Below are 21,775 nucleotides of genomic sequence, written 5' to 3'. Positions count from 1 at the left end.
CCGCCCTGCCCGTCCTTGCGAGCGAAGCAACCCAGGGATCCGCCACATCCTGAGAGGTCCCGTTGCCCTGGATTGCGTCGCGGCGCTCGCAAGGACGGGGAGCAGAGACGGATCCGGGGCGCTCAGCCGCCCTCGCCGCAGGCCGCAGCCTGGGGGCCCGAAAGCCTCGTCGGCAGATCGTTGATCCGCAGGGTCCGGCGCAGGGTGCGGGAGAAGGCATCGACCGCCACCGTCACCAGGGCGGTGGCGGCGATCAGCACCACGGCCACGTCCAGGCGCAGTTCCGAGATCGCCGCATCGACATAGAAGCCGAGCGTCGTGACGCCGAGGATGCCGAAGATCGCGCTCTCCCGCAGGATCAGCTCCCAGCGGTAGAGCAGGAAGGCCAGGAACTGCCCGTAGAGCCGCGGCAGGGTCTCGTAGGCGTAGAGGTCGAGGCCGGTGGGCGCGTCCGCCCGGTAGGGGATGGCGTCGGCGTGCCGGCCCATCAGGTAGCCGATGATGCCGGCATTGTGCAGCGACAGGGCGATGATCGCCGGCAGCATCGAGGGGCCGAGCAGCTGCAGGCAGAGATAGGCCAGCATGTATTCCGGCGTGGAGCGCACCACGACGAGGAGCACCCGGCCGAAGGGCCGTCCCACCGGGCCGGCGAAGCGCCGGGCGGTCAGGGGAAACAGGACCAGGGCACCCAGCGCCGTGACCACCAGGGCGATCTGGGCGAGGATCAGGGTCTGCGCCGTCCCGGGCAGGATCTGCTCCGTCAGGATCGGCCGGAACCACGCCCAGAGGCTCGCGGGCGTCCCGTCCCCCGCCCGCAGGGGCGCCGGGACGATGTCGTGGGTGAAGAAGCGGACGAGGCTCGGGCCCACATCCGCGTGGCCGACCGAGGGCGGCAGGGCGATGGCCGCCCCGACGACGAGGAGCGGCACGCTCCAGCCCCGCACCCAGAGCCGCCGGGTGCCGATCAGGGCGTAGAAGACCAGGAGCAGGGCCCCCGCCTCGGCGTAGCGCCCCTGCCGGAAGGCGGATTCGAGGGTGAAGCCCATGGTCGGCAGGCCGATGAAGCCGAGCACGAGGCTCGAGCGCATCCCGCATTCGAGGCGGTAGAGGGTGTAGTCGGCGAATCGGCCCGCGAGGTCCGGCAGGCGGGCAAAGGCGAAGGCCGAGACGGCCCCCGTCCCCGGCGGCAGCACCCGCAGGGCGGAAAGGTCCGCCTCCTCGATGATCTCGGAATAGACCTTGGCGCAGATGCCGGCATAGGGCAGCGCGATGGCCAGCACCCCCGTCGTGGCCGAGAGGCCGAAGACCTGCATCAGGAGCAGTGCCCAGAACAACTCGTGCACCGAGCGCAGGGCCGCGCAGGCAAGGCGCACCGTCCGGGAGCGGGCGAAGGGGATGGCCAGCGCGAGCCCCGTCCCGGCCCCCACGGAGACGCCCAGCACGGCGAAGGCGACCGTGTAGACGACGCTCCACCCTTCCACGGCGGGGAAATCCGGCCGGACCAGGCCGCCGAGGAGGCGCATCAGGTCGGCGAGGGGATGCAGGGTGGTGACGTGCAGGTCGGCCACCGGCAGGCAGGCCAGGGCCGCCAGGGCGAACCAGCCGCTGATGCCGCGATAGCCCGGGACCGGCATGGTGAGCCGCATCAGGCGGTCTCGTAGAACGGCCGGAGCCGGGCGGGATCGACCTCGCGCGTAGGGGCGTCGAGGGCGATGCGGCCCGCCTCCAGCACGACGATCCGGTCGCAATGGGCCAGGGCCAGCCCGGCATCGTGCAGGGCGAGGATCAGGGTGGCATGGGCGGCGGAAAGCTCGCTGAGCACCGCGTCGCCCTGCCGGGGGTCGAGGGCCGAGACCGGCTCGTCGCCGAGCAGGACCGGCCGGCCGTTGTAGAGGGCGCGGGCGACGGAGACCCGCTGCTGCTGCCCCCCCGACAATTCCCCCGCCTTCGCCCAGAGTTTGTCGGAGAGGCCCACCCGGGCGAGCACCGTCTCGACCGCCGCCACGTCGGCCCGGGCCGGCGAGACCAGGGTCCGCAGGTTGTGCAGGGTCGGGTGGCGGTCGAGGCGGCCCATGTAGACATTGTGGAACACCGACAGGGTGCGCACCAGGGCAGCGGCCTGCGGCACCAGGGCGACCCGGTCCGGGATCCGGTCCCGGATCAGCCCGAGCAGGGTGGACTTGCCCGCCCCGGATCGCCCCATCAGGGCGACCCGTTCGCCCGCCCGGATCGTCAGGTCGATGCCGGCCAGGACCTCGCGCCCGCCATAGGCGGCCCGGGCGTTCGCCAGGACGAGGACGGGCTCGGACACCGGCTTGATCGTCAGTCCAGCAGCCCCGTCGCCTTGCCGACCTCGATGAGTGGTTCGTAGGCGGCGTTGGACACGGGGATGAACTTCGAGCGCCCGAAGGGCTCCAGGATGGTCGGATCGGTGATGCCCACGAGGGCGGCCCGGAGCTTGTCCGTGAAGCCCGCGCCGTAGGTTTTCTCCACGTCGCCGCGCACGGTCCACTGGTAGTCGGGGAACGGGGCGCTTTCCCAAATCACCGACACAGCCTTGGGATCGATCTTGCCCGCCTTGGAATCGAGATCCCAGACGGAGTAGTCCACCGCGCCGACCTCGAAGGCACCCGACTGGACGAGCTGGATGGTCCGCGAGTGGTCGCCGGAGAAGCCGACCCGGGAGAAGATCTGATCCGGGCTCTGGCCCGGGAAGTTCTGGCGGAGGGTGTATTCGGGCATCAGCCGGCCGGAGGTCGAGGCCCGGGCGCCGAAGGTGAAGGTCTTGCCCGCGATGGCCTTCGGGAGCTCCGTCGAGCGGGTGAGGCCGGTGGCGGCGTTGGCGATGAGGTAGAAGCGGAAGGCCGCATCCTCCGCCCCCTGTGCGATCGCCTGCGAGCCGGGCACGGCCTTCCTGGCCTGCACCCCGGTGAAGCCGCCGAACCACGCGAGCTGCACCTGCCCGTTGGTGAAGGCGGTGACGGCCGCCGGGTAGCTCTTCACCGGCACGTAGCGCACCGGCACGCCGAGCTTGCCCTCGAGGTATTGGGCGACCTTGCCGAACCGCTCCACAAGGCGGCTCTCGTCCTGATCGGGGATGCCGGTGAAGACCAGCGCTGGCTTCTCCTGCGCCTGCGCCGGTGCCGCGAGGGAAAGCCCCGCCGCCAGCAGGCCGCAGGCGAGCCGCGCGATACGTCCGATCCCGATCATCGAATCCCCCGAGTCATAGCCCCTGGCGCAAGGCTCCGCCTGTGCCCGTTGCGGATAAAGCAGGTCAGGGCCGAGGGAAATGGACCGGAGGAGTTGTCTCGACCCCTCCGGCACCCGGATCAGTGATGGTGACGGTGGCGGCGGTGATGATGATGATGGCGCATGCCATGGCCCCGCATCATCATGCCCCGCGAGCCCATCCGGGCGCCGCTGTGCATGTTGCCGGTTCGGCCGTTGCCCTGGGCGGCGGCGTTCCGGTCGAGGCCGTCGCCGGGACCGGCGAAGCTCGGGGCAGCGGTTCCGGCGGCGAGCCCGAGGACGAGCAGGGCACCGAAGGCGATCTTCTTCATAGGAAACGGTCTCTCCACGGCCTTGCGCCGCCGGCTGCGAACCGATCGCGCACGATTGAGTTCCTAGCCTCCGCAGGGGGGAAGGGCGCGTGCACGCAAACGTGATCGGTAGGAGATGAGAGGATCCGCCTCAGCCGGCCGTGGCCGTCGGCGCGAGGGTGAACAGGTCCCCCTGCCCGTCGCAGGCAGTGCCGGGGACGGGGCGCGGGCGGAACGCGTGACCCGGCGGGCCGTCGAGCAGGGCCACGAAATCCGCCGAGGCGGCGACGGCGAGGTCGGCGGCCTTGGCCCTTGCCTCGATGCGGGCCAGCATGTTCATGGCAGGCCCGAGCACCGTGTACTCCGCCCGCACCCCGTCATCGAACACCCCGACGAGGAGGTCGCCCGCATGGAGGGCGGTGGCGGTGCGGATGGGGAACAGGCCGGCGGCCCGGCGCCGGACGTTGACCTCGGCGAGACGCCCCTGGATGTCGAGGGCACAGGCGGCTGCGGCGCGGGCTTGGTCCCCGGGCGTTCCCGTGACGAACTGGGCCAGCACCGCGTCGCCGATATACTTGTCGACGATCCCGCCCTGCCCGGCCACGGCACCCTGCGCCTGCGCCCGCACCGCCATCAGCGCCGCCACCATCTCCTCCGGCGGGTGCGCCCGGCTGAGGGCCGAGAAGCCACGGATGTCGAGGATCAGCAGGCAGGCGTGCCGGCGGTGGATGCCCAGCGCGTCCGAGGCGAGGTCCCGGGCGATGGCATTGGGCACGAACCGGGCGAGGCGGCCGCGCTCACGCTCCACCTCCAGGGTCCGGTCCACGGCCCGGCGCAGGCGGGTGACGCCGTCGATCACCAGGAGGCCCATGGCGATGAAGGTGGCGAGGCCGATGACCTGCATCGACAAGTCGCCGGTGAAGCCGGGGAACAGGCCGGGAAGGGCGAGGCCCAGGAGAAAGGCCCCGACCCAGCTTCCCGTGACGATGCCGCAGAACAGCACGGTATGGGAGACCTGCATGCTCAGGCCGGTCTGGAGCAGCAGCAGGTAGGCGGGCAGGCGGCTCACCGTGTCGGCGCCGTCCCCCGTCCCGCCCCCGGACATCATGTGCTCGACGATGACGTAGACCGCGAGCACGGCGTTGAGGCCGGTCCCGGCCAGGGAGTAGGCCGCCGCGTCCGGGCTGCGCCGCCATTCGGCCACGGCGAACCAGACCGTGCCGAGCCCGTACAGGCCTAGGATGATCCAGTGGCTGAGGGCGTGCAGGGAGCCGTCATAGGCCTGGGCCGCCATGAGCAGCACCAGCACGATCGCGATGCGCAGGGCCATCAGGCGGGGGCGCCCGCCCGCGCGCATCACCCGGAGGGCGGCATCGTCGTCGGATTCGCCGGCCCGGACGGCGGACGCCATGGCGGGCAGGGTCATCCGGCGCGGCCGAGGCGCCGTGCCCCGGCGAACCGGTTGAGGAAGCGCGGCTCCTTCTCCGGGGCGACGCGCACGGCGAGGTGGAGCGTCCCGTCGCTCTCCGTCCGCCGGTCGAGGATCTCGGCATTCTCGTAGAGCCAGTGGAGGGCGGCGCCGTCCTCCGGGGGCAGGGAGACGGCGAAGCTCGTCCGCGTCCGGGCGATCCGCGCCTCGATCCGGCTCGTCAGGGCGGCGAGCCCCTCCCCCGTCAGGGCCGAGACGAGGACCGGCGCGTCGCTGTCCCGGTCGTTGCGCACCCGGCCCTGACCGGAGAGGTTCGACAGGCGCGTGCGTTCGCCCTCGTCCAGCAGGTCGGACTTGTTCCAGACCTCGATCAGCCGGCCGTCCGCCGTGTCGATGCCGAGCTCGCCAAGCACCTCGCCCACATCCTCGGCCTGGGCCGCGTTGTCCTCGTGGCTGACGTCGCGGACATGCAGGAGCACGTCCGCCTCGATGGCGTCCTCCAGGGTCGCCCGGAAGGCGGCGATGAGGGGCGTCGGCAGGTCGGAGATGAAGCCCACCGTGTCGGAGAGGATCACCGTCTCCCCGTGGGGGAGCTTGGTGGCCCGGGCGGTGGGATCGAGGGTGGCGAACAGCATGTCCTTGGCCGTGACCTCGGCCTTGGTGAGCGCGTTGAACAGGCTCGACTTGCCGGCATTGGTGTAGCCCACCAGCGCCACGATCGGGTACGGCACCCGGGCGCGGCTCTGCCGGTGCAGGCCGCGGGTGCGCACCACGGCGTCGAGGTCGCGCTCGATCCGGGTCATGCGCTCCTGGATCATCCGCCGGTCGGCCTCGATCTGGGTCTCGCCCGGGCCGCCGAGGAAGCCGAAGCCGCCCCGCTGGCGCTCCAGGTGGGTCCAGGACCGGACGAGGCGGGACTTCTGATAGGCGAGGTGGGCGTGCTCCACCTGCAGGGTGCCCTCCCGGGTCGAGGCCCGGCGGCCGAAGATCTCCAGGATCAGGCCGGTGCGGTCGATGACCTTGGCGCCCCAGGCCTTCTCGAGGTTGCGCTGCTGCACCGGCGAGAGGGCGCAGTCCATCACCACGAGGCCGATCTCCTCGGCCTTCACCAGCCCGGCGATCTCGTCGACCCGGCCCTTGCCGAGATAGGTCGAGGGCCGGATCCGCGGCAGGCTGACGGGCAGACTCTGGGTGACGTCGAGCTCGATAGCGGCGGCGAGGCCGGTGGCCTCGTCGAGACGGGCCTCCACGGAGCGGGTGGGCGGGGCGGCCCGGCCGGGCCCCGCCGTCCCGCGGGCGAGGTAGGGGCCGATCACCAGGGTCCGTGTCGAGGCAGCGATCTCGCCCTCGGGAGCCGCGTGTGCCCTCAGTCGGGCCTCACCCGAGGTCAGAGTTTCGCTCATGCAGGTTTTGGGACTCGCCGGTTCGCTTTTGTTCGCTCCGCCTCATATGGGCGCGGCGCGGGCGGATGCCAACGGGCTGGCCTTCGTCCTGTCATCCGGGGATCCCGGCACGATGCGTCCCACCCCCGGCCTCATCCTGAGGTGCCCGCGTGAGCGGGCCTCGAAGGAGCCCTTCAGGGATCGCGGAGCCTTCTGGAGCCCTCCTTCGAGGCCACCGCTTTGCGGCGGCATCTCAGGATGAGGCCTTCGAGGCCGCCGCTTTCGCCGCACCTCATAATGAGGCCTTCGAGGCGGCTTCGCCGCACCTCAGGATGAGGGGGAGGATGGGAGCGGAAGAGCGGCGCTCACGCCTTCTCGGGCGTCTCGTCCGGCTCGAAGAGCTGCACCGGGTGGCCGGGCATGATGGTCGAGATCGCGTGCTTGTAGACGAGCTGCGAATGACCGTCCCGGCGCAACAGCACGCAGAAGTTGTCGAACCACGTGACGACGCCCTGCAGTTTGACGCCGTTCACGAGGAAGATAGTCAGGGGAATCTTGTTCTTGCGGACGTGGTTGAGGAAGGTGTCCTGAAGGTTCTGTGCGCGCTCGCCGGCCATTTTCTTCGCCTGTTTGTTGTCCCGGCCGGTGATCCCGGACCGGGATGGGTCGTCGTCTCACGGAATCGTCCGAGTTCCCGCTGACGGTGATGCATAAAGCATTAGCAGTCCAAAGCGCGAACCGAAGCAAGGGCCGTTCCGGTCCGGGCGTGACGGATCGCGGGCCCTTTCACGGCCCCGCGAGCGACTTCACGGGCCGATCCCCAGGGATTTGAGCTTCCGGTGCAGTGCCGAGCGCTCCATGCCGATGAATTCGGCGGTGCGGGAGATGTTGCCCGAGAAGCGGGCGATCTGCGCCACGAGGTATTCCCGCTCGAAGATCTCCCGCGCCTCGCGCAGCGCAAGGCTCATGAGCTTCTCACCCCCCGCCCCGGCCGGGGTGGTGGGCACCAGGGCGCCGATCTCCGAGGGCAGCATCTCGGAGGTGACCTCCTGGTCCGGATCGGCCTGGGTGAGGATCATCAGCCGTTCGACGTTGTTCTTGAGCTGGCGGATATTGCCCGGCCAGTTGTGGGACTGGAGCACCGCCATCGCGTCCTCGGCGATCACCCGCTTGGGCAGCCCGGTCTGGGACGAGATATTGTCCATGAAGAAGCGAATCAGCTCGGGCACGTCCTCCCGGCGCTCGGACAGGGCCGGCACCCGGATCGGCACCACCGAGAGGCGGTGGAACAGGTCCTCCCGGAAGCGCCCCCCCGCGATCTCCTCCTGGAGGTCCCGGGAGGAGGAGGAGATGATGCGCACGTCCACGTGCACCCGCGTCGTGCCGCCGACCCGCTGGAAATTCTGGTCCACGAGGACGCGCAGGATCCGGCCTTGCGTCTCCCGGGGCATGTCGGCCACCTCGTCGAGGTAGAGGGTGCCCCCGTGGGCCTCCTCCAGGGCGCCGACCCGGCGGCCGTTTTCGCCCTCGACGCCGAACAGCTCCGCCTCCATCGTCTCCGGCAGGATGGTAGCGGCGTTGAGCAGCACGAAGGGGCCGTTCGCCCGGGCCGAGGCCCGGTGCAGGGTCCTGGCGGCAAGCTCCTTGCCGGCGCCCAGCGCCCCCGTGATCATCACCCGGGCGTTGGTGGGGGCGACCCGCTCCAGGGTCTGGCGGAGCTGGTTGACCGCCAGCGACGAGCCGACGATCTGGTCGGCGGCGCCGGTGCGGGCCTTGAGGTCGCGGACCTCCCGCTTCAGGCGGGAGGCTTCCAGCGCCCGCTCCGCCACGAGGATCAGCCGGTCGGCCTTGAACGGCTTCTCGATGAAATCGTAGGCCCCCGCCTTGATCGCCGAGACGGCGGTCTCGATGTTGCCGTGGCCCGAGATCATCACCACCGGCAGGTCGGGATGGCCTGCCTTGATCAGGTCGAGGACCTGCAGCCCGTCGAGGCGCGAGCCCTGCAGCCAGATGTCCAGGAAGACGAGGTGCGGACGCCGCGACTCGATGGCGGCGAGCGCCTCGTCGGAGCCCCCCGCAGTCCGGCAGCGGTGACCTTCGTCGTCCAGGATGCCGGCGACGAGGTCGCGGATGTCGGCCTCGTCGTCGACGATCAGAATATCGGCGCTCATGCCTGCATCTCCGCGATCCGGGGGGCCGTCGGTGCGGCGCCCTTCTCCTCTGCCGTGGTCGGTGGTCGCCCGGGACCGGCTTCGCCGGCACCTTCGCGCGGCACCCGCATCCGCACCTGCCCGCCGCGCCCGGCGGGGTTGTCGTTCAGGGCGATGCCGCCGCCGTGCTCCTCAAGCACCTTGCTCACGATGGCAAGACCCAGCCCGGTCCCGCCCTCGCGGGTCGTCATGTAGGGCTCCAGCAGCCTCTGGCGCCCCTCGGCGGGGAAACCTTTCCCGTTATCCGTCACCGTGATCACCGCGAACCCGTCCTCGACGGCGAGCGCGAGGGCGATCTTGCCCTTGCCGAGCACCTCGGGGGGCACCTCGGCCACCGCCTCGACGGCGTTCTTGAGGATGTTGGTGATCACTTGGCTGAGGAGCCGGATGTCGAAGGCCGCCACGATCTTTTCCGACGCGCCCGCACCGCCCTCGGCGGAGAAGGCGAAGTCGATATCGGGGTGTGCCACCCGCATCATGAAGAGATTCTGCTTGGCGATCTCGGTAAGGTCGTTGGGGGCGATGGCGGGCTTGGGCATCCGCGCGAAGGCCGAGAACTCGTCCACCATGCGTTTGATCTCGTCCACCTGGCGCACGATCGTCGCCGTGCACTGGTCGAACACCTCCCGGTCGGTGAGGATGACCTTGCCGTACTTGCGCCGGATCCGCTCCGCCGAGAGCTGGATCGGGGTGAGCGGGTTCTTGATCTCGTGGGCGATGCGCCGGGCCACGTCGCCCCAGGCGGAGGTGCGCTGGGCCTGGACGAGGTCGGTGATGTCGTCGAGCGTCACCACCGCGCCCCGGGCCCCGCCCGGTGCCTGCTCGCCGGTGACGCGCACGGTGACGGTGCGCTCCTCCTTGCGCTCGCCCCGGGTGCGGGTGAGCTGGATCTGCTGCTGCACCGCCCGCTGGCGGGCCTCGCCTTCGGCCAGCACCGGGGCCAGCTCCGGCACGGCGGCCCCGAGGGGCTGGCCCACCAGCCGGTCGCTGCCGAGGTCGAGCATCCGCTCGGCGGCGGGGTTGGCGATGGTCACGAAGCCCGCCGCGTCGAGGCCGATCACGCCGGGCGAGACGCCGGAGAGCACCGCCTCGGTGAAGCGGCGGCGGGCGTCGATCAGGTCGTTGGCGGCCATCAGCCCGGCATGCTGGCGGCGCAGTTCCTGGGTCATCTTGTTGAAGCTCTCGCCGAGGCTGGCGAGGTCGCCGCTGGTCTTCTTGGTGGGCACCTGGGCGTAGAAATTGCCCGAGGCCACCTGGTCGGCGGCGTTGATGAGCCGGCGGATCGGGGCCACGAACCGGTTGGCGAAGTTCAGTCCGAACCACACCGCCGACAGGAGGGCGATCAGCGCGATCAGCAGGAACACCACCGCGAAGGTGATCTGGATGGAGCGGCGCAGGGAATCGTAGGTCAGGTATTCCGCCGCCGCCGCCCGGGACACGCCGGGGAACTCGATGGCGAGCGGGTTCACCTCCCGCTGCACCATCAGCACCGCGTCGTCGTAGGCGGGCATCCGCAATAGGGCGGCGAAGACGCGCCCCTCCGTCGGCAGCAGGCAGATCGGGTCGCTCGACTTGCCCGCATCCTCGAAGGCAGCGGCCGAGGGCAGGCGCACCTGCTTCAGCACGTCGATGTTGGCGCGGGCCACCACGTCGGTGGGTCCGCGCATGATCTGCGCCACCGGCAGGCCGAGATTGGTCGCCCGGGTGGTCAGGAAGGTCTCGAACCACGTCCGGTTGACGTCGAAGTTCGGCCGCGCCCGGGTGAGGTCGTCGTTGAGGATGCGGATCTCCCGGGCGAGCGACTGGCACTGATTCTCCTGGTAGGCGTCCGCCACCTCCACGGATTTCAGCACCACGTCCCGCACCCGGTCGGTGAAGCCGAGCGACAGGCCCCGGTCGATGGTCACCGAGGCGACCACGGCGAGCAGGATCGTCGGCAGGATGGCGATCAGCGAGAACAGGCCGACGATGCGCGAATGCAGCCGTGCCACGGCGGCGTTCGCCCGGCGGGCATGCAGGAAGACCCGCGCCTCCCAGGCGATGACCACCGCAAGCCCCAAGACCAGGGCGACGTTGATGCCGAGCAGGGTGATCCCGTAGGTCGGCGTTGGGGTGACCCGGATGACGCCCGCCAGGATCAGGAAGGTGGTGAGCGCGAAGACCAGGGCCGTGACCACCACGGCGGCGCCGATCCACCCCGGACCCCGCGGCCCCGGGCGCAGGGATTCGGCGAGGGGCGCATCCACGCCCGGTGCGGCGCCGGCCGGGTCTGGAGCGGAGCCCGGGCCGCCCCCGTCGGGGGGCGAGGCAGGGGCGGCGCTCCCGGAACGGGAGAGAAAAGGCATGAGTGGTGCGGGGCCACAACAGTGTGGCGGAATTAATACGAATCGGCCCCGGCGCGAAAGGGTTTTGCCCCAAGGAAACGGATCGCCCCTCCGGCCTGCGTCCGACTGACGCCTCAGGTCCCAGGCCCGGCGTCCGTCCTTGACCGGAGGTGAGCCGGCGCATAGGCCGGTCGGCGGAGGCGAACGGGGTCTGGTGGCCCTCCTGGTCTTCAAAACCAGCGGTACGCCAACAGCGTACGGTGGGTTCGATTCCCATCCGCTTCCGCCATTCTCCTCATCCGCGATCGGGAACACGGCGCCCCGCCCGGCATTTCACAGACCGGACGCCCGAGGCCGACGATGTTCCACAGCGTGTTCAAGACGCGCGCCCGCGAGGCGCTCCGGCGTCTCACCGCCCGGGGCGGCCCGGCCGGCCCCACCATCCTGCCCGGCCTCGACACCCGTCCGGCGCCCATGCGCCCCGTCCGGCCCCCCGCCGCCATGAACGACAACCCCCTCGCCGCCCTCGAGGCCGAGGTGGAGCGCGAGCTGCGCGCCCGCGGGTACCTGCGCTAGCGCCAGCGCTCCCCTTCGCCGGGGGCCGTCAGCGCCAGCCCTGCGCCCCGGCCGCGGGGAGCGTCCCCGCCTCGACCCAGTGGCAGACGGTGGTGTCCTTCACCGCGGCGCAGTCGTACGAGCGGCCGGCGAGGGTCACCCGGTCGACCACGGCGCCGATCCGCTGGCGCGGGAGCGCGGCGCAGCCGAGATGGTCGGCCTTCGGATCGGCGAGGGTCGCCGCCGCCGCGGTGGCGCCGGCCTGCATCAGCATCCGGTAATTGGCGACGGAGGGGCAGGCGATCACCGCCGCCGGGGCCGGCCCCCGGGCCGCCTTGTCCGCCGCGGCCTTCTCGCCCGCCTTCGGGCGGAGAGGCTGCTGGGCCTGGGCCGGCAGACAGGCGCCGAGGAGGTTCGCGCCGAGGAGGCTTGCGCAGAGGAGAGCGGCGAGGAGCGGGGGACGACGGCTCATGGCCGCCAGTCTAGCACGGGCCGGACGCCCTGCCCTCCCCGTCTTGCCCTCCCCGTCTTGCCCTCCCCGTCTTGCCCTCCCCGCCTTGCCCTCCCCTCCTTGCCCTCCCCTCCTTGCCCTCCCCGCCCTGCGCCCCACCCATCCACCGGCGAGGCTTGACGCTCCCGGCGCCGTCTGCGAGCGCAGGAGCATGCCCCGGCACGGCGGACAGGCCTTCCGAATCGGCCCCCGCCGGGGCCTGCGACAGGAGAGATCATGGCCACGACGATCGAGAGCGACCAGCGGCTCCACCTCGTATTCGGCGGTGAGCTCGAGAATCTCGACGGAGTCCGCTTCCGCGACGTGAAGGATCTCGACATCGTCGGAATCTATCCGGACTACGCCTCCGCCCAGGCCGCCTGGAGGGCCAAGGCGCAGGCCACGGTTGACAGCGCGCAGACCCGCTACTTCGTGGTGCACCTGCACCGCCTCCTGGAGCCCCAGGGCGTCTGAGGCCGCCGGCCCCTGCCCTGTGCGAAGGGCCCATGAAGGCATTGTGACACTTCGGCCTCGCTGATATGAGCCTCTCCCGTCATGGATCTGCCCCGGGACCCGCGGGGCGGGGGCCGCGTCCGTGCTGGTTGCGCGGGCCGCGTACGGACGGGACAGCATGAAATCCTCGATCAAGATCATCGCCGGCAACGCGAGCCGGCCCTTGGCCGAGGCCATCGCCGCCTACCTCGAACTGCCGCTCGCCAAGTGCATGGTCCGGCGCTTCGCCGACATGGAGATCTTCGTCGAGCTGCAGGAGAACGTCCGCGGCGAGGACGTGTTCATCGTCCAATCGACCTCCTTCCCGGCCAACGACCACCTGATGGAGCTGCTGATCATGATCGACGCCGCCCGGCGGTCGTCGGCGCGGCGCATCACGGCGGTGATTCCCTATTTCGGCTACGCCCGGCAGGACCGGCGCACCTCCGGCCGCACCCCGATCTCGGCCAAGCTCGTGGCCAACCTCATCACCGAGGCGGGGGCCGACCGGGTGCTCACCCTCGATCTCCATGCCGGCCAGATCCAGGGCTTCTTCGACATCCCCACCGACAACCTCTTCGCCGCCCCGGTGATGGTCCGGGACATCAAGGAGCGGATGCCCGCCGAGGACCGGATGGTGGTCTCGCCCGACGTCGGCGGCGTGGTCCGCGCCCGGGTGGTGGCCAAGCGGATCGACGCGCAGCTCGCCATCGTGGACAAGCGCCGGGAGCGGCCGGGCGAGTCCGAGGTCATGAACATCATCGGCGACGTCCGCGGGCGCTCCTGCATCCTCGTGGACGACATCGTCGATTCCGGCGGCACCCTGGTGAACGCCGCCGAGGCCCTGCTCAATGCCGGGGCGAAGGACGTCTCCGCCTACATCACCCACGGGGTGCTCTCGGGGGGCGCCGTCTCCCGCATCGCCGCCTCGCGGATGAAGGAGCTGGTGATCACCGATTCGATCCAGCCGACCCAGGCGGTGAAGCTCGCCCGCAACATCCGGGTGATGTCGATCGCGCCCCTCCTCGGCGAGGCCATCGGCCGGACCGCGACGGAATCGAGCGTCTCCAGCCTGTTCGACTGATCTTTTTGGGATTTTTGTCGCAGTTCAGGCTGCGGCGGTCTGATCTACATGATTCTCCCTGCGGCCGAGCCGTGGGAGGCGGCTATCCGAAACAGCATCGTCGGAATCCACGGTCTCGCCAACAAGCCGCCCCGCGAGGAGAAGGCCGGATGGTGGGCCGAAGCCGTCCAGGAGGGGCTGCGGCGCAACCTCGGCCGCGACGACGCCGTGCCCCTCGAGTTCGTCTACTGGGCGGACCTGCGCTATGCCGAGCCCCTGCGCAACGGGGAGAATCGCGAGCCCTACCAGCCCGATGACGGCCTTGGCCCCTTCCCTAGCCCCGCCGGGGAGCCGGAACGGGCCAAGCCGACCCTGACCGACCGGATCTACCGGGGCCTCGCCACCCTGGAGGAGGCCGTCGGCCTGACTCCGGTGGATGACGCGATCCTCGAATACCGCCTCGACGACCTCTGGGGCTACCACGACGACCCACAATTCTGCCGGGCCGCCCGGGACCGCCTGCGCAAGGCCCTGGCGCGCCACCGGGACGGGCCGATCCTGCTCCTCGCCCATTCGATGGGGGGGCTCATCGCCTACGACGTGCTGCGGCTGGCCGAGCGGGACGGCGCCGTGGCGGGGCCGGTGCACCTCGTCACCCTCGGCTCGCCCTTCGGCCTCGCGGAGGTGAAGCTGACGCTCGAGGCCGAGCACGGCGACCTGTCCGTGCCCCGCTCGGTGACGGCCTGGGCCAACCTCATGGACCGGAACGACATCGCCACCGTGGGCGAGGATCTCGGCGGGATCGTGTCGCCGAACGGAGCCGGCGTGCGGATCCGCGACGTGCCGGTGGTGAACGCCTACCGCGCCCCGGACGGCCGTCCGAACACCCACAAGTCCTATGGCTACCTGCGCACGCCGGAGGTCTCGCGGATCGTCGCGGATTTTCTGGCCGGGGAGGCCCGGGGGTGAGCGCGCTGGCCCCTCGGGGCGATTGCGTGCCGGAAGGGTGGGGCCTATATACGGGCATCCCCCTTTTTCCAGCGTGATACGGGTCTTCTCCGGGATGGTCCTCCCGGAGCCCGCGGACCGATGTCCGGCCCGACCCGTTCCGCCAGGTTGGAGCCGCGTGAAGAGATGTCCCAGGGTCCGCTGATGCCCAAGGCGACCGCCGTCTGGCTGGTCGAGAACACGTCGCTCGCCTTCGAGCAGATCGCCGACTTCTGCAAGTTGCACCCGCTGGAGGTGAAGGGCATCGCCGACGGCGAGGTCGCGGCGGGCATCAAGGGCCTCGACCCGATCACCACCGGCCAGCTCACCCGGGACGAGATCGAGAAGGCGCAGAAAGCTCCGCACTACAAGCTGAAGCCCGCCGTCTCGAAGGTGAAGCTGCCGGAGGTGAAGCGCACCACCAAGGGTCCGCGCTACACGCCGCTCTCCCGCCGCCAGGACCGGCCGAATGCCATCCTCTGGCTGCTGCGCAACCACCCCGAGTTGAAGGACGCGCAGATCATCCGCCTCGTCGGCACCACCAAGTCGACGATCCAGCAGATCCGCGAGCGCACCCACTGGAATTCGGGCTCGCTGCAGCCCCTCGATCCGGTGACGCTGGGCCTGACCACCCAGATCAACCTCGACTTCGAGGTGCAGAAGGCGGCCGCCGACCGTCCGGCGGCGCTGGCCGCCGAGGGCGGCGCCTCGCTCCTGCCCACCGAGGTCTCGACCCAGCGCGAGCCGGAGCACGAGGCCGATGACGCGCGCGGTGGCCGCGACGAGCGGCTCGACGCCGACTCGGTCTTCGCCAAGCTCAAGGGCCGGCACCAGGACGAGGACGACGACGAGGAGTGAGGGAGCGCGGGTCTTCCCCTCTCCCCGTCCTGCGGGGGCGTTGCGGGATGCGGCGCCCCTGACCATCCCCCGGCTGCCGACTCCGTCTTTGCGAGCGGAGCGAAGCAATCCCGGCATCCGCCACGGCCTCGGACCGTCCCGCTGCCCTGGGTTGCTTGGCTGACGCTCGCAAAGACGACCGGGGGATCCGAGGGCCCGTCCGGGTTCCGCAACGCTCCCCGGGAGCCGGGACAAAGCGTTTCCGCCCTCACTCCGGCAGGGGCTGGCCCGTGGTCTCGGGCATGAACCACGGCACGATCAGGCCGATGACGTAGACGCTCGACAGGGTCAGCGCCGCCGCGGCCACGCCGCCGAAGCGGGTGACGATCTCTCCGGCGATGATCGGGAAGACCCACGCGATGAGCCGCGCGCCGTTGAACACGAAGCTCGCCGCCGTCGCCCGCACCGCCGGAGTGAACAGCTCCACGAGGTAGATCGCCATCCACGAGAAGGCGAAGCCCAGGGTGAAGAAGCCGTTCAGGAAGGCAAGCGCCATGAACGGCATCAGCCCGCCGTGCCAGAGGTAGCAGGCGAGCGACGTGGCGATGCAGCCGAGATAGGTGAGGATCAGGAAAGGCCGCCGGCCGATCGCGTCGGCAACGAAGCCCGAGACGACGTAGGCGGTGATGGCGCCGACATTGTAGACGATGCCCATCCGCGGCCCCCAGACGTTGGCCGGCTCGCCTGCCACCTTGGCCAGACCCTCCGTGTACGCCGGCAGCCAGGACGAGACCGCCCACCAACCCACCGTCGTGGCGAAGGACATGGCGGTGGCGAGCAGCACCCGCCGCCGGCTCTCCTTCTCGCGAAAGATCTCTGCCAGGGTGAAGGGGCGCTGGGCGCTCTTGGGGGCGTGGCCGGCATCCTCGGCGGTGGCCGCCCAGCGCTGCTCCTTGAGGGCCTGCATCCACTGCTCGGATTCCTCCAGCGCCCGGCGGAGGTACAGGCAGACGAAGGCCGGCAGCGCGCCGAGCGCGAACATGATCCGCCAGGATTCGTTGCCCAGGGGGTTGGTGGCCGCCAGCACCGCCCAAACGATGGCCGCGAGCACCGCGCCGCCGCCGAAGCCCGATTGCAGGAATCCGCAGCCCTTGGGCCGGGCCTTGTTCGGCCAGGTCTCGGCCACCAGGGCGATGCCGGTGGACCATTCCGATCCGATAGCGAGCCCGGTGATGAAGCGGAGCGCCGCGAGCTGGACGAAGCTCTCCGCGAAGGCGGTGAGCCCCGTGAACACCGCGTAGCCGAGGATGGAGATCATCATCATCCGCTTGCGGCCGATATAGTCGGCGGCGATGCCCCCGAGCAGGCCGCCCAGCCCCCAGCCGAGCAGGGTGATGCCGATGGCCGCCCCGACATAGAAGGCCGGCGTCTGCGCCTGTTCCGGGGTGAGGATCGTGCCGAGCGCCGGGCGCAGGGCGTAGACGAGGGCCACGGCCTCGTAGCCGTCGAAGATCCAGCCGAGATAGCTGCCCCAGAGGATGCGCCAGTGGCGCCGGGTCAGGCCCGCATGCCAGCTCGCCTTGGCATCCTCGCGCAGCAGGGCGTTGCCTGCGGTCATCGTCGTCCTCCCTGGTGTTCGTGCGCGACCATCCCGGCGCGCCGAACTGGCCCCCGCCCCTGATGCCACCGTGGCGAGCGGAACTCGCGACAGCGGCATGGTCCGGAAGCCCGGGTCCGTTGACAGAACCCAGCCCCTGTCGGGCTTAGACTCTTTCGGCTTTGGCCGCAGCATCCCCCGCCGGGGCGGGGGATGCCTGTCGCGTCAGAGCCGCCCGGTCACCAGCAGGACGATCAGGACGATGAGCAGGATGCCGCCCAGGCCGAAGCCCGGCCCGCGATAGGCGCCGCCGCCGAGGAAGCCGCCGCCGCCGAAGGCGAGAATGATCAGGATGATGAGGAGGATGGTGACAAGGGACATAACTGTGCGGTCTCCGAACGGTCGCAGTGTGGCGAGCGTGACCGTTCAAACGCCGCGACAATTCGTTCTGTTCAGCGGAATGCGCAGTTTTTCGTGAGTCGGCTGAGGGATGAGGCTTGTCGGCCACACGTGCCGAGGCTCCGCTCCTAGCCGAACACGTATCCTCCGTTGATCCGCAGGCCCACCGGATGGCCGGGGGCGTAGCGGACGCCGTCGAAATCCTCCACGGCGAGGATCTGCCCCCCCGCCTCCTCGACCTCGATCCGCTGCCGGCCTTGGCTGCGGTAGGAGGAGCGCACCACGCCCGAGAGATGGGCGGCGTCGAGCTCCACGAGCTGGAGCTGCCAGGGGCGCACGTAGAGCTTCACCGGACCGATGATCCCGGCCGGGGCCGCGACCGGGGTCTCCCGGCCCCGGACCAGGACCCGCCCGCCCTCGGCGATGGCCTCGACCTCGACGGAATCGCCCAAGAACTTCAGCACGGTGGCCGAGACCGGGTTCTCCTGCACCTCGTCCGGCGTGCCGACCTGCTCCAGCCGGCCGCGGTCCAGCACCGCCACCCGGTCGGACAGTTCCAAGGCCTCGTCCTGATCGTGGGTGACGAAGATCGTGGTCTGGCCGGTGCGGTCGTGGATCTCCCGCAGCCAGCGGCGCAGATCCTTCCGCACTTGGGCGTCGAGGGCGCCGAAGGGCTCGTCGAGCAGGAGGACGCGGGGCTCCACGGCCAGCGCCCGGGCGAGCGCCACCCGCTGGCGCTGGCCGCCTGAGAGCTGCGAGGGGTAGCGGTCGCCGAAGCCCGAGAGGCGGATCAGGTCGAGGAGATCGCCCACCCGGCGCTTGATCTCGGCCTTGGCCGGGCGCTCCGCCCGGCGGCGGGCGTTGAGGCCGTAGGCGATGTTGTCGGCCACGCTCATGTGCTTGAACAGGGCGTAGTGCTGGAACACGAAGCCCACCGCCCGTTCCTGCACCGGCAGGCCGGTGGCGTCGTCGCCCCCGAACAGGATGCGGCCCCGGTCCGGCGCATCGAGCCCGGCGATGATCCGCAGCAGCGTCGTCTTGCCCGAGCCCGAGGGACCGAGGAGGCCCAGCAGCTCCCCCGCCCGCACGTCGAGGGAGAGGTCGTGCAGGACGGCCGCCGTGTCGAAGGTCTTCGAGACGTCCTCGACGCGGATCGCCGTCGAGGCGCGCTCAGTGCCGCCGACCAGCCGCGAGGTCGTCGCTGAAACGCCATTCGAGGGCGGATTTGACGACGAGGGTGACAAGGGCGAGGGCTGCGAGGAGCGAGGCGACAGCGAAAGCGGCGACGAAGTTGTACTCATTGTAGAGGATCTCCACGTGGAGAGGCATCGTGTTCGTCAGTCCCCGGATGTGGCCGGAGACGACGGAGACCGCGCCGAACTCGCCCATTGCGCGGGCGTTGCAGAGCAGGACACTGTAGAGCAGGCCCCAGCGGATGTTGGGCAGGGTCACCGTGCGGAAGGCATGGAAGCCGGAGGCGCCGAGGGTGAGCGCGGCCTCCTCCTCCGACGATCCCTGCTCCTGCATCAGCGGGATCAGTTCCCGGGCGACGAAGGGGAAGGTGACGAAGATCGTCGCCAGCACGATCCCCGGCAGGGCGAACAGGATCTGGATGTTGTGCGCCTGCAACCAGCCGCCGAACAGGCCCTGGCTGCCGAAGAGCAGCACGTAGATCAGCCCCGAGACCACCGGCGAGACCGAGAAGGGCAGATCGATCAGCGTGATCAGGAAGGTCTTGCCCGGGAACTCGAACTTGGCGATCGCCCAGGAGGCGGCCACCCCGAAGACGAGGTTGAACGGCACGGCGATGGCCGCCACCGTCAGGGTCAGGCGGATGGCCGAGAGGGCGTCCGGCTCGCGGAAGGCGTCGAGATAGGCCCCGATCCCGTGGGCGAAGGCCTGCGCGAACACCGCCCCAAGGGGCAGGACGAGGAACAGCGCGAGGAAGGCGACCGCGATCCCGATCAGGACCGTGCGCACGCCCCGCCCCTCCCCGGTCACGGGCGCGGGTCGGGAATCGGGCAGCCGGACGGGCGAGAAGATCTCAGACATAGCCGAACCTCCGGCGCGACCAGGCCTGGATCAGGTTGATGGCGAGCAGGGTCAGGAACGAGATCCCGAGCATGATCGTCGCGATGGCCGCCGCGCCGCCGTAGTCGAACTCGGAGAGCTTGATGACGATGAGGAGCGGGGCGATCTCCGACACGTAGGGCAGGTTGCCGGCGATGAAGATCACCGAGCCGTATTCTCCGACGCCCCGGGCGAAGGCCAGGGCGAAGCCCGTGAGGACCGCCGGCACCAGGGGCGGCAGCACCACCTTCAGCAGGGTCGACCGGCGGGAGGCGCCGAGCGTCGCCGAGGCCTCCTCGATCTCCTTGTCGATCTCGGCGATCAGCGGCTGCACCGTCCGCACGGCGAAGGGCAGGCCGACGAAGGTCATGGCCACGAACACGCCGATCGGCGTGTAGGCGACCTGGATGCCGAGGCGGTCCAGGGGAGCGCCGACCAGGCCGTCCGGGGCGTACAGGGAGGCGAGTGCGATGCCCGCCACCGCCGTCGGCAGGGCGAAGGGCAGATCCACCGCCGCATCGACGATCTTGCGGCCGGGGAACTCGTAGCGGGTCAGCACCCAGGCCACGAGGAAGCCGAAGACCGAGGCCACCAGGGCCGAGAGCAGCGACACGCCGAAGCTGAGCTTGAGGGCGCTCGCCACCCGCGGGTCGGTGGCGACCTTCCAGATCCCGGACAGGCCGAGCCCGGAGGCCCGGGCGACCAGGGCGGCCAGCGGCAGCAGCACCACGAGGCCGAGGCAGGCCAGGGTGTAGCCGAAGCTCAGGCCGAAGCCCGGCAGCACGCTCGGGCGGCGGAAGGGCCGGGGCGGGCGCGGCGGCGCGTCCGCAGGGGCGAGGGTGGCGGCCATCGGAAGCGGAGCCTCAGCGGCCGGCCCGGCTCAGCCGGTCGAACAGGCCGTCGGAATCGAAGTTCTTCGCTTGGATATCGTCCCAGGAGCCCTGGTAATCCTCGATCTTGAACAGCTTGACGTCCGGCAGGCCGGCGCCCTTGGCGGCCTCCGCCTTGAACGGCCGGTAATGGTGCTTGGCGAAGATCGCCTGGGCCTCGTCGGTGTAGAGGTAGTCGAGATAGGCCTGGGCGACCTTGGTCGTTCCCTTCCGCTCGGCGTTGGCGGACACGAGGGCCACCGGCGGCTCGGCGTAGATGGAGGTCGGCGGCACCACGATGTCGAACTTGTCGGCGCCGAATTCCTGCAGGACGAGGTAGGCCTCGTTCTCCCAGGTCGGCAGCACGTCCCCGAGCCTGCGCTGGGCGAAGGTGACGGTGGAGCCCCGGGCGCCGGTGTCGAGCACCGGCACGTTCTTGTAGAGCTGCCCGACGAAGGCGTCGGCCTTGGCCGTGTCCTTGTCCTGGCCATAGGCGTAGCCCCAGGCGGCCAGGAAGTTCCAGCGCCCGCCCGCCGAGGTCTTGGGGTTGGGGGTGATGACCTTCACGTCGGGCTTCACGAGGTCGCCCCAGTCCTTCACGCCCTTCGGGTTGCCCTTCCGGACGAGGAACACCACCGTCGAGGTGTAGGGCAGGGACTCGTTCGGCAGCTTTCCGCGCCAGTCGGCGGGAATCTTCTTCGTCAGCTTGGCGATGGCGTCGATGTCGGAGGGGATTCCCAGCGTGACCACGTCGGCGTCCACGCCGTCGATCACCGTCCGGGCCTGGGCCCCCGAGCCGCCGTGGGAGGCGCGCACCGTCACGTCCTCGCCGGTCTTGGCCTTCCAGCTCTTGGCGAAGGCCTCGTCGATCTCCCGGTACAGTTCCCGGGTCGGGTCGTAGGAGACGTTGAGGAGGGCGGTCTGCGCTCCTGCGGCGGGCGCCGCGAGGCCGAGCGCCAGGGCGCCGAGCAGGGCGAGGCATCCGGCCCGGCGGGATCCGGGCACGCTGCCTGTCCGGGTCATCGAGTGCCACACCGTCCGCATCGGATCCTCCGGCCAAACCCGGACCACAATCCGGGATGCGGCGCGGAGTTCGTTCTTTCTAACGAACGAAGTCAAGCGAAGGGGGGTACGGCCGGAGACCCGACGGCTGCACGTGGCGACCTCGGGAGAAGGAAATGGAGCCGGTTTCCGAGGGAGAAAGTGAGCATCTTCTCCGGGTCCCGCAGAACCCAGATGGAAATTCCTGCCACAGGCCGTATGAAAGAAAGAACGATCTTATGTGTGCTGGCGCACAGGAAGGCGCAGGGCGGAGCGCCTCGGCGATCGCGTTGCAGGCCCGGCGGACGCGCTCAGCGGGACGGCTTGTCGAGCTGGGCGATAAGGGCCTCCAGGCGCTCGCTCACGGGCTCCGAGAGGGCCTCGGCGTAGTGGCCCTGCAGGTTCCGGCCGAGATGGCGGCGGACGGCGGGGCTGAGGGGCGGCGTGGCGCCGGAGGGACCCATCGCGGGGGCGGGATCGGCGGATTGCGG

General features: G+C 70.5%; 22 protein-coding genes and 1 tRNA gene. 6 read left to right on the top strand and 17 right to left on the bottom strand.

Features of this window, described 5'->3' with window-relative positions; all coding sequences use genetic code 11:
* Window positions 1-122: 122 nt before the first annotated feature.
* From MFF22_RS15540 to MFF22_RS15500, 9 genes are all read right to left on the bottom strand, one after another.
* Window positions 123-1,646 carry a PhnE/PtxC family ABC transporter permease gene (locus MFF22_RS15540; RefSeq protein ID WP_238249882.1) on the bottom strand — a complete coding sequence of 508 codons (1,524 nt, stop codon included), beginning with the start codon at window positions 1,644-1,646 and terminating at the stop codon, window positions 123-125.
* Window positions 1,646-2,311: an ATP-binding cassette domain-containing protein gene (locus tag MFF22_RS15535; protein WP_238249881.1), complete on the bottom strand. Its 666-nt coding sequence runs from the start codon at window positions 2,309-2,311 to the stop codon at window positions 1,646-1,648. The genes MFF22_RS15540 and MFF22_RS15535 overlap by 1 nt, the downstream gene beginning before the upstream one ends.
* An 11-nt stretch (window positions 2,312-2,322) precedes the next feature.
* Entirely contained in the window at window positions 2,323-3,210 is an 888-nt protein-coding gene (locus MFF22_RS15530; RefSeq protein WP_238249880.1) for a putative selenate ABC transporter substrate-binding protein, read from the bottom strand.
* Window positions 3,211-3,329: 119 nt separating this feature from the next.
* A complete protein-coding gene (locus tag MFF22_RS15525) occupies window positions 3,330-3,560 on the bottom strand; it encodes a hypothetical protein (RefSeq protein ID WP_238249879.1) in 231 nt (76 codons plus the stop codon).
* A gap of 130 nt (window positions 3,561-3,690) precedes the next feature.
* On the bottom strand, window positions 3,691-4,950 hold the full coding sequence (locus MFF22_RS15520) for an adenylate/guanylate cyclase domain-containing protein (protein ID WP_238249878.1): 1,260 nt from the start codon (window positions 4,948-4,950) through the stop codon (window positions 3,691-3,693).
* 11 nt (window positions 4,951-4,961) lie between these two features.
* Window positions 4,962-6,371, bottom strand: coding sequence for a GTPase HflX (gene hflX / locus MFF22_RS15515; RefSeq protein WP_238249877.1), 1,410 nt, complete (start codon window positions 6,369-6,371; stop codon window positions 4,962-4,964).
* Between the two features lie 344 nt (window positions 6,372-6,715).
* The gene (gene hfq / locus MFF22_RS15510) at window positions 6,716-6,967 is read right to left on the bottom strand and encodes an RNA chaperone Hfq (protein ID WP_238249876.1); all 252 of its coding nucleotides are present in this window, start codon (window positions 6,965-6,967) and stop codon (window positions 6,716-6,718) included.
* A 189-nt stretch (window positions 6,968-7,156) separates the two neighbouring features.
* Window positions 7,157-8,521, bottom strand: coding sequence for a nitrogen assimilation response regulator NtrX (gene ntrX / locus MFF22_RS15505; protein ID WP_238249875.1), 1,365 nt, complete (start codon window positions 8,519-8,521; stop codon window positions 7,157-7,159).
* Window positions 8,518-10,905, bottom strand: coding sequence for a sensor histidine kinase NtrY-like (locus MFF22_RS15500; RefSeq protein WP_238249874.1), 2,388 nt, complete (start codon window positions 10,903-10,905; stop codon window positions 8,518-8,520). The genes ntrX and MFF22_RS15500 overlap by 4 nt, the downstream gene beginning before the upstream one ends.
* A 175-nt stretch (window positions 10,906-11,080) precedes the next feature.
* On the opposite strand from MFF22_RS15500, the gene MFF22_RS15495 reads away from it, so the two are divergent.
* Together MFF22_RS15495 and MFF22_RS15490 are read left to right on the top strand one after the other, a co-directional pair.
* Window positions 11,081-11,173: transfer RNA gene (locus tag MFF22_RS15495), tRNA-Sec, on the top strand.
* 71 nt (window positions 11,174-11,244) lie between these two features.
* A complete protein-coding gene (locus tag MFF22_RS15490; RefSeq protein WP_238249873.1) occupies window positions 11,245-11,460 on the top strand; it encodes a hypothetical protein in 216 nt (71 codons plus the stop codon).
* 28 nt (window positions 11,461-11,488) lie between these two features.
* Here MFF22_RS15490 and MFF22_RS15485 read toward each other — a convergent pair whose 3' ends face one another.
* Complete coding sequence (locus MFF22_RS15485) at window positions 11,489-11,911, bottom strand: hypothetical protein (protein WP_238249903.1); 423 nt, start codon at window positions 11,909-11,911, stop codon at window positions 11,489-11,491.
* 255 nt (window positions 11,912-12,166) lie between these two features.
* On the opposite strand from MFF22_RS15485, the gene MFF22_RS15480 reads away from it, so the two are divergent.
* The 4 genes from MFF22_RS15480 to MFF22_RS15465 all read left to right on the top strand — a co-directional run bounded on the left by MFF22_RS15480 (window position 12,167) and on the right by MFF22_RS15465 (window position 15,329).
* Window positions 12,167-12,403: a DUF4170 domain-containing protein gene (locus tag MFF22_RS15480; RefSeq protein WP_238249872.1), complete on the top strand. Its 237-nt coding sequence runs from the start codon at window positions 12,167-12,169 to the stop codon at window positions 12,401-12,403.
* A 157-nt stretch (window positions 12,404-12,560) separates the two neighbouring features.
* The gene (locus MFF22_RS15475) at window positions 12,561-13,505 is read left to right on the top strand and encodes a ribose-phosphate pyrophosphokinase (protein ID WP_238249871.1); all 945 of its coding nucleotides are present in this window, start codon (window positions 12,561-12,563) and stop codon (window positions 13,503-13,505) included.
* A 48-nt stretch (window positions 13,506-13,553) separates the two neighbouring features.
* Window positions 13,554-14,453 (top strand): hypothetical protein, encoded by a 900-nt coding sequence (locus MFF22_RS15470; RefSeq protein ID WP_238249870.1) that lies wholly within the window; start codon window positions 13,554-13,556, stop codon window positions 14,451-14,453.
* A gap of 165 nt (window positions 14,454-14,618) precedes the next feature.
* Window positions 14,619-15,329, top strand: a complete 711-nt coding sequence (locus MFF22_RS15465) for a DUF1013 domain-containing protein (protein ID WP_238249869.1) — start codon at window positions 14,619-14,621, stop codon at window positions 15,327-15,329.
* A gap of 247 nt (window positions 15,330-15,576) precedes the next feature.
* Here MFF22_RS15465 and MFF22_RS15460 read toward each other — a convergent pair whose 3' ends face one another.
* The 7 genes from MFF22_RS15460 to MFF22_RS15430 all read right to left on the bottom strand — a co-directional run bounded on the left by MFF22_RS15460 (window position 15,577) and on the right by MFF22_RS15430 (window position 21,748).
* Window positions 15,577-16,926 (bottom strand): MFS transporter, encoded by a 1,350-nt coding sequence (locus MFF22_RS15460; protein ID WP_238249868.1) that lies wholly within the window; start codon window positions 16,924-16,926, stop codon window positions 15,577-15,579.
* Between the two features lie 204 nt (window positions 16,927-17,130).
* Window positions 17,131-17,286: a hypothetical protein gene (locus tag MFF22_RS15455; protein ID WP_007563230.1), complete on the bottom strand. Its 156-nt coding sequence runs from the start codon at window positions 17,284-17,286 to the stop codon at window positions 17,131-17,133.
* Window positions 17,287-17,432: 146 nt separating this feature from the next.
* A complete protein-coding gene (locus MFF22_RS15450) occupies window positions 17,433-18,458 on the bottom strand; it encodes a sulfate/molybdate ABC transporter ATP-binding protein (protein WP_238249902.1) in 1,026 nt (341 codons plus the stop codon).
* 16 nt (window positions 18,459-18,474) lie between these two features.
* A complete protein-coding gene (gene cysW, locus MFF22_RS15445; protein WP_238249867.1) occupies window positions 18,475-19,356 on the bottom strand; it encodes a sulfate ABC transporter permease subunit CysW in 882 nt (293 codons plus the stop codon).
* Window positions 19,349-20,224, bottom strand: a complete 876-nt coding sequence (cysT, locus tag MFF22_RS15440; RefSeq protein WP_238249866.1) for a sulfate ABC transporter permease subunit CysT — start codon at window positions 20,222-20,224, stop codon at window positions 19,349-19,351. Before cysT ends, cysW begins: the two co-directional genes overlap by 8 nt.
* Before the next feature lie 13 nt (window positions 20,225-20,237).
* Complete coding sequence (locus MFF22_RS15435) at window positions 20,238-21,266, bottom strand: sulfate ABC transporter substrate-binding protein (protein WP_370877565.1); 1,029 nt, start codon at window positions 21,264-21,266, stop codon at window positions 20,238-20,240.
* A 329-nt stretch (window positions 21,267-21,595) separates the two neighbouring features.
* Window positions 21,596-21,748, bottom strand: coding sequence for a NepR family anti-sigma factor (locus MFF22_RS15430; RefSeq protein WP_370877566.1), 153 nt, complete (start codon window positions 21,746-21,748; stop codon window positions 21,596-21,598).
* Window positions 21,749-21,775 lie beyond the last annotated feature (27 nt).

It is taken from the genome of Methylobacterium persicinum, from assembly GCF_022179525.1.
GTDB lineage: Bacteria > Pseudomonadota > Alphaproteobacteria > Rhizobiales > Beijerinckiaceae > Methylobacterium > Methylobacterium persicinum.
Note: the sequence above shows the minus strand (reverse complement) of the source record. Positions and strands in the feature narration are given on the sequence as shown.

Bases quoted from the DNA above. Each gene is read 5' to 3' on its own strand.
- MFF22_RS15540 (WP_238249882.1), bottom strand. From the start codon at position 1,646: ATGCGGCTCACCATGCCGGTCCCGGGCTATCGCGGCATCAGCGGCTGG.
- MFF22_RS15530 (WP_238249880.1), bottom strand. From the start codon at position 3,210: ATGATCGGGATCGGACGTATCGCGCGGCTCGCCTGCGGCCTGCTGGCG.
- MFF22_RS15525 (WP_238249879.1), bottom strand. From the start codon at position 3,560: ATGAAGAAGATCGCCTTCGGTGCCCTGCTCGTCCTCGGGCTCGCCGCC.
- MFF22_RS15520 (WP_238249878.1), bottom strand. From the start codon at position 4,950: ATGGCGTCCGCCGTCCGGGCCGGCGAATCCGACGACGATGCCGCCCTC.
- hflX (WP_238249877.1), bottom strand. From the start codon at position 6,371: ATGAGCGAAACTCTGACCTCGGGTGAGGCCCGACTGAGGGCACACGCG.
- hfq (WP_238249876.1), bottom strand. From the start codon at position 6,967: ATGGCCGGCGAGCGCGCACAGAACCTTCAGGACACCTTCCTCAACCAC.
- ntrX (WP_238249875.1), bottom strand. From the start codon at position 8,521: ATGAGCGCCGATATTCTGATCGTCGACGACGAGGCCGACATCCGCGAC.
- MFF22_RS15500 (WP_238249874.1), bottom strand. From the start codon at position 10,905: ATGCCTTTTCTCTCCCGTTCCGGGAGCGCCGCCCCTGCCTCGCCCCCC.
- MFF22_RS15490 (WP_238249873.1), top strand. From the start codon at position 11,245: ATGTTCCACAGCGTGTTCAAGACGCGCGCCCGCGAGGCGCTCCGGCGT.
- MFF22_RS15485 (WP_238249903.1), bottom strand. From the start codon at position 11,911: ATGAGCCGTCGTCCCCCGCTCCTCGCCGCTCTCCTCTGCGCAAGCCTC.
- MFF22_RS15480 (WP_238249872.1), top strand. From the start codon at position 12,167: ATGGCCACGACGATCGAGAGCGACCAGCGGCTCCACCTCGTATTCGGC.
- MFF22_RS15475 (WP_238249871.1), top strand. From the start codon at position 12,561: ATGAAATCCTCGATCAAGATCATCGCCGGCAACGCGAGCCGGCCCTTG.
- MFF22_RS15470 (WP_238249870.1), top strand. From the start codon at position 13,554: ATGATTCTCCCTGCGGCCGAGCCGTGGGAGGCGGCTATCCGAAACAGC.
- MFF22_RS15465 (WP_238249869.1), top strand. From the start codon at position 14,619: ATGTCCCAGGGTCCGCTGATGCCCAAGGCGACCGCCGTCTGGCTGGTC.
- MFF22_RS15460 (WP_238249868.1), bottom strand. From the start codon at position 16,926: ATGACCGCAGGCAACGCCCTGCTGCGCGAGGATGCCAAGGCGAGCTGG.
- MFF22_RS15455 (WP_007563230.1), bottom strand. From the start codon at position 17,286: ATGTCCCTTGTCACCATCCTCCTCATCATCCTGATCATTCTCGCCTTC.
- cysW (WP_238249867.1), bottom strand. From the start codon at position 19,356: ATGTCTGAGATCTTCTCGCCCGTCCGGCTGCCCGATTCCCGACCCGCG.
- cysT (WP_238249866.1), bottom strand. From the start codon at position 20,224: ATGGCCGCCACCCTCGCCCCTGCGGACGCGCCGCCGCGCCCGCCCCGG.
- MFF22_RS15435 (WP_370877565.1), bottom strand. From the start codon at position 21,266: ATGACCCGGACAGGCAGCGTGCCCGGATCCCGCCGGGCCGGATGCCTC.
- MFF22_RS15430 (WP_370877566.1), bottom strand. From the start codon at position 21,748: ATGGGTCCCTCCGGCGCCACGCCGCCCCTCAGCCCCGCCGTCCGCCGC.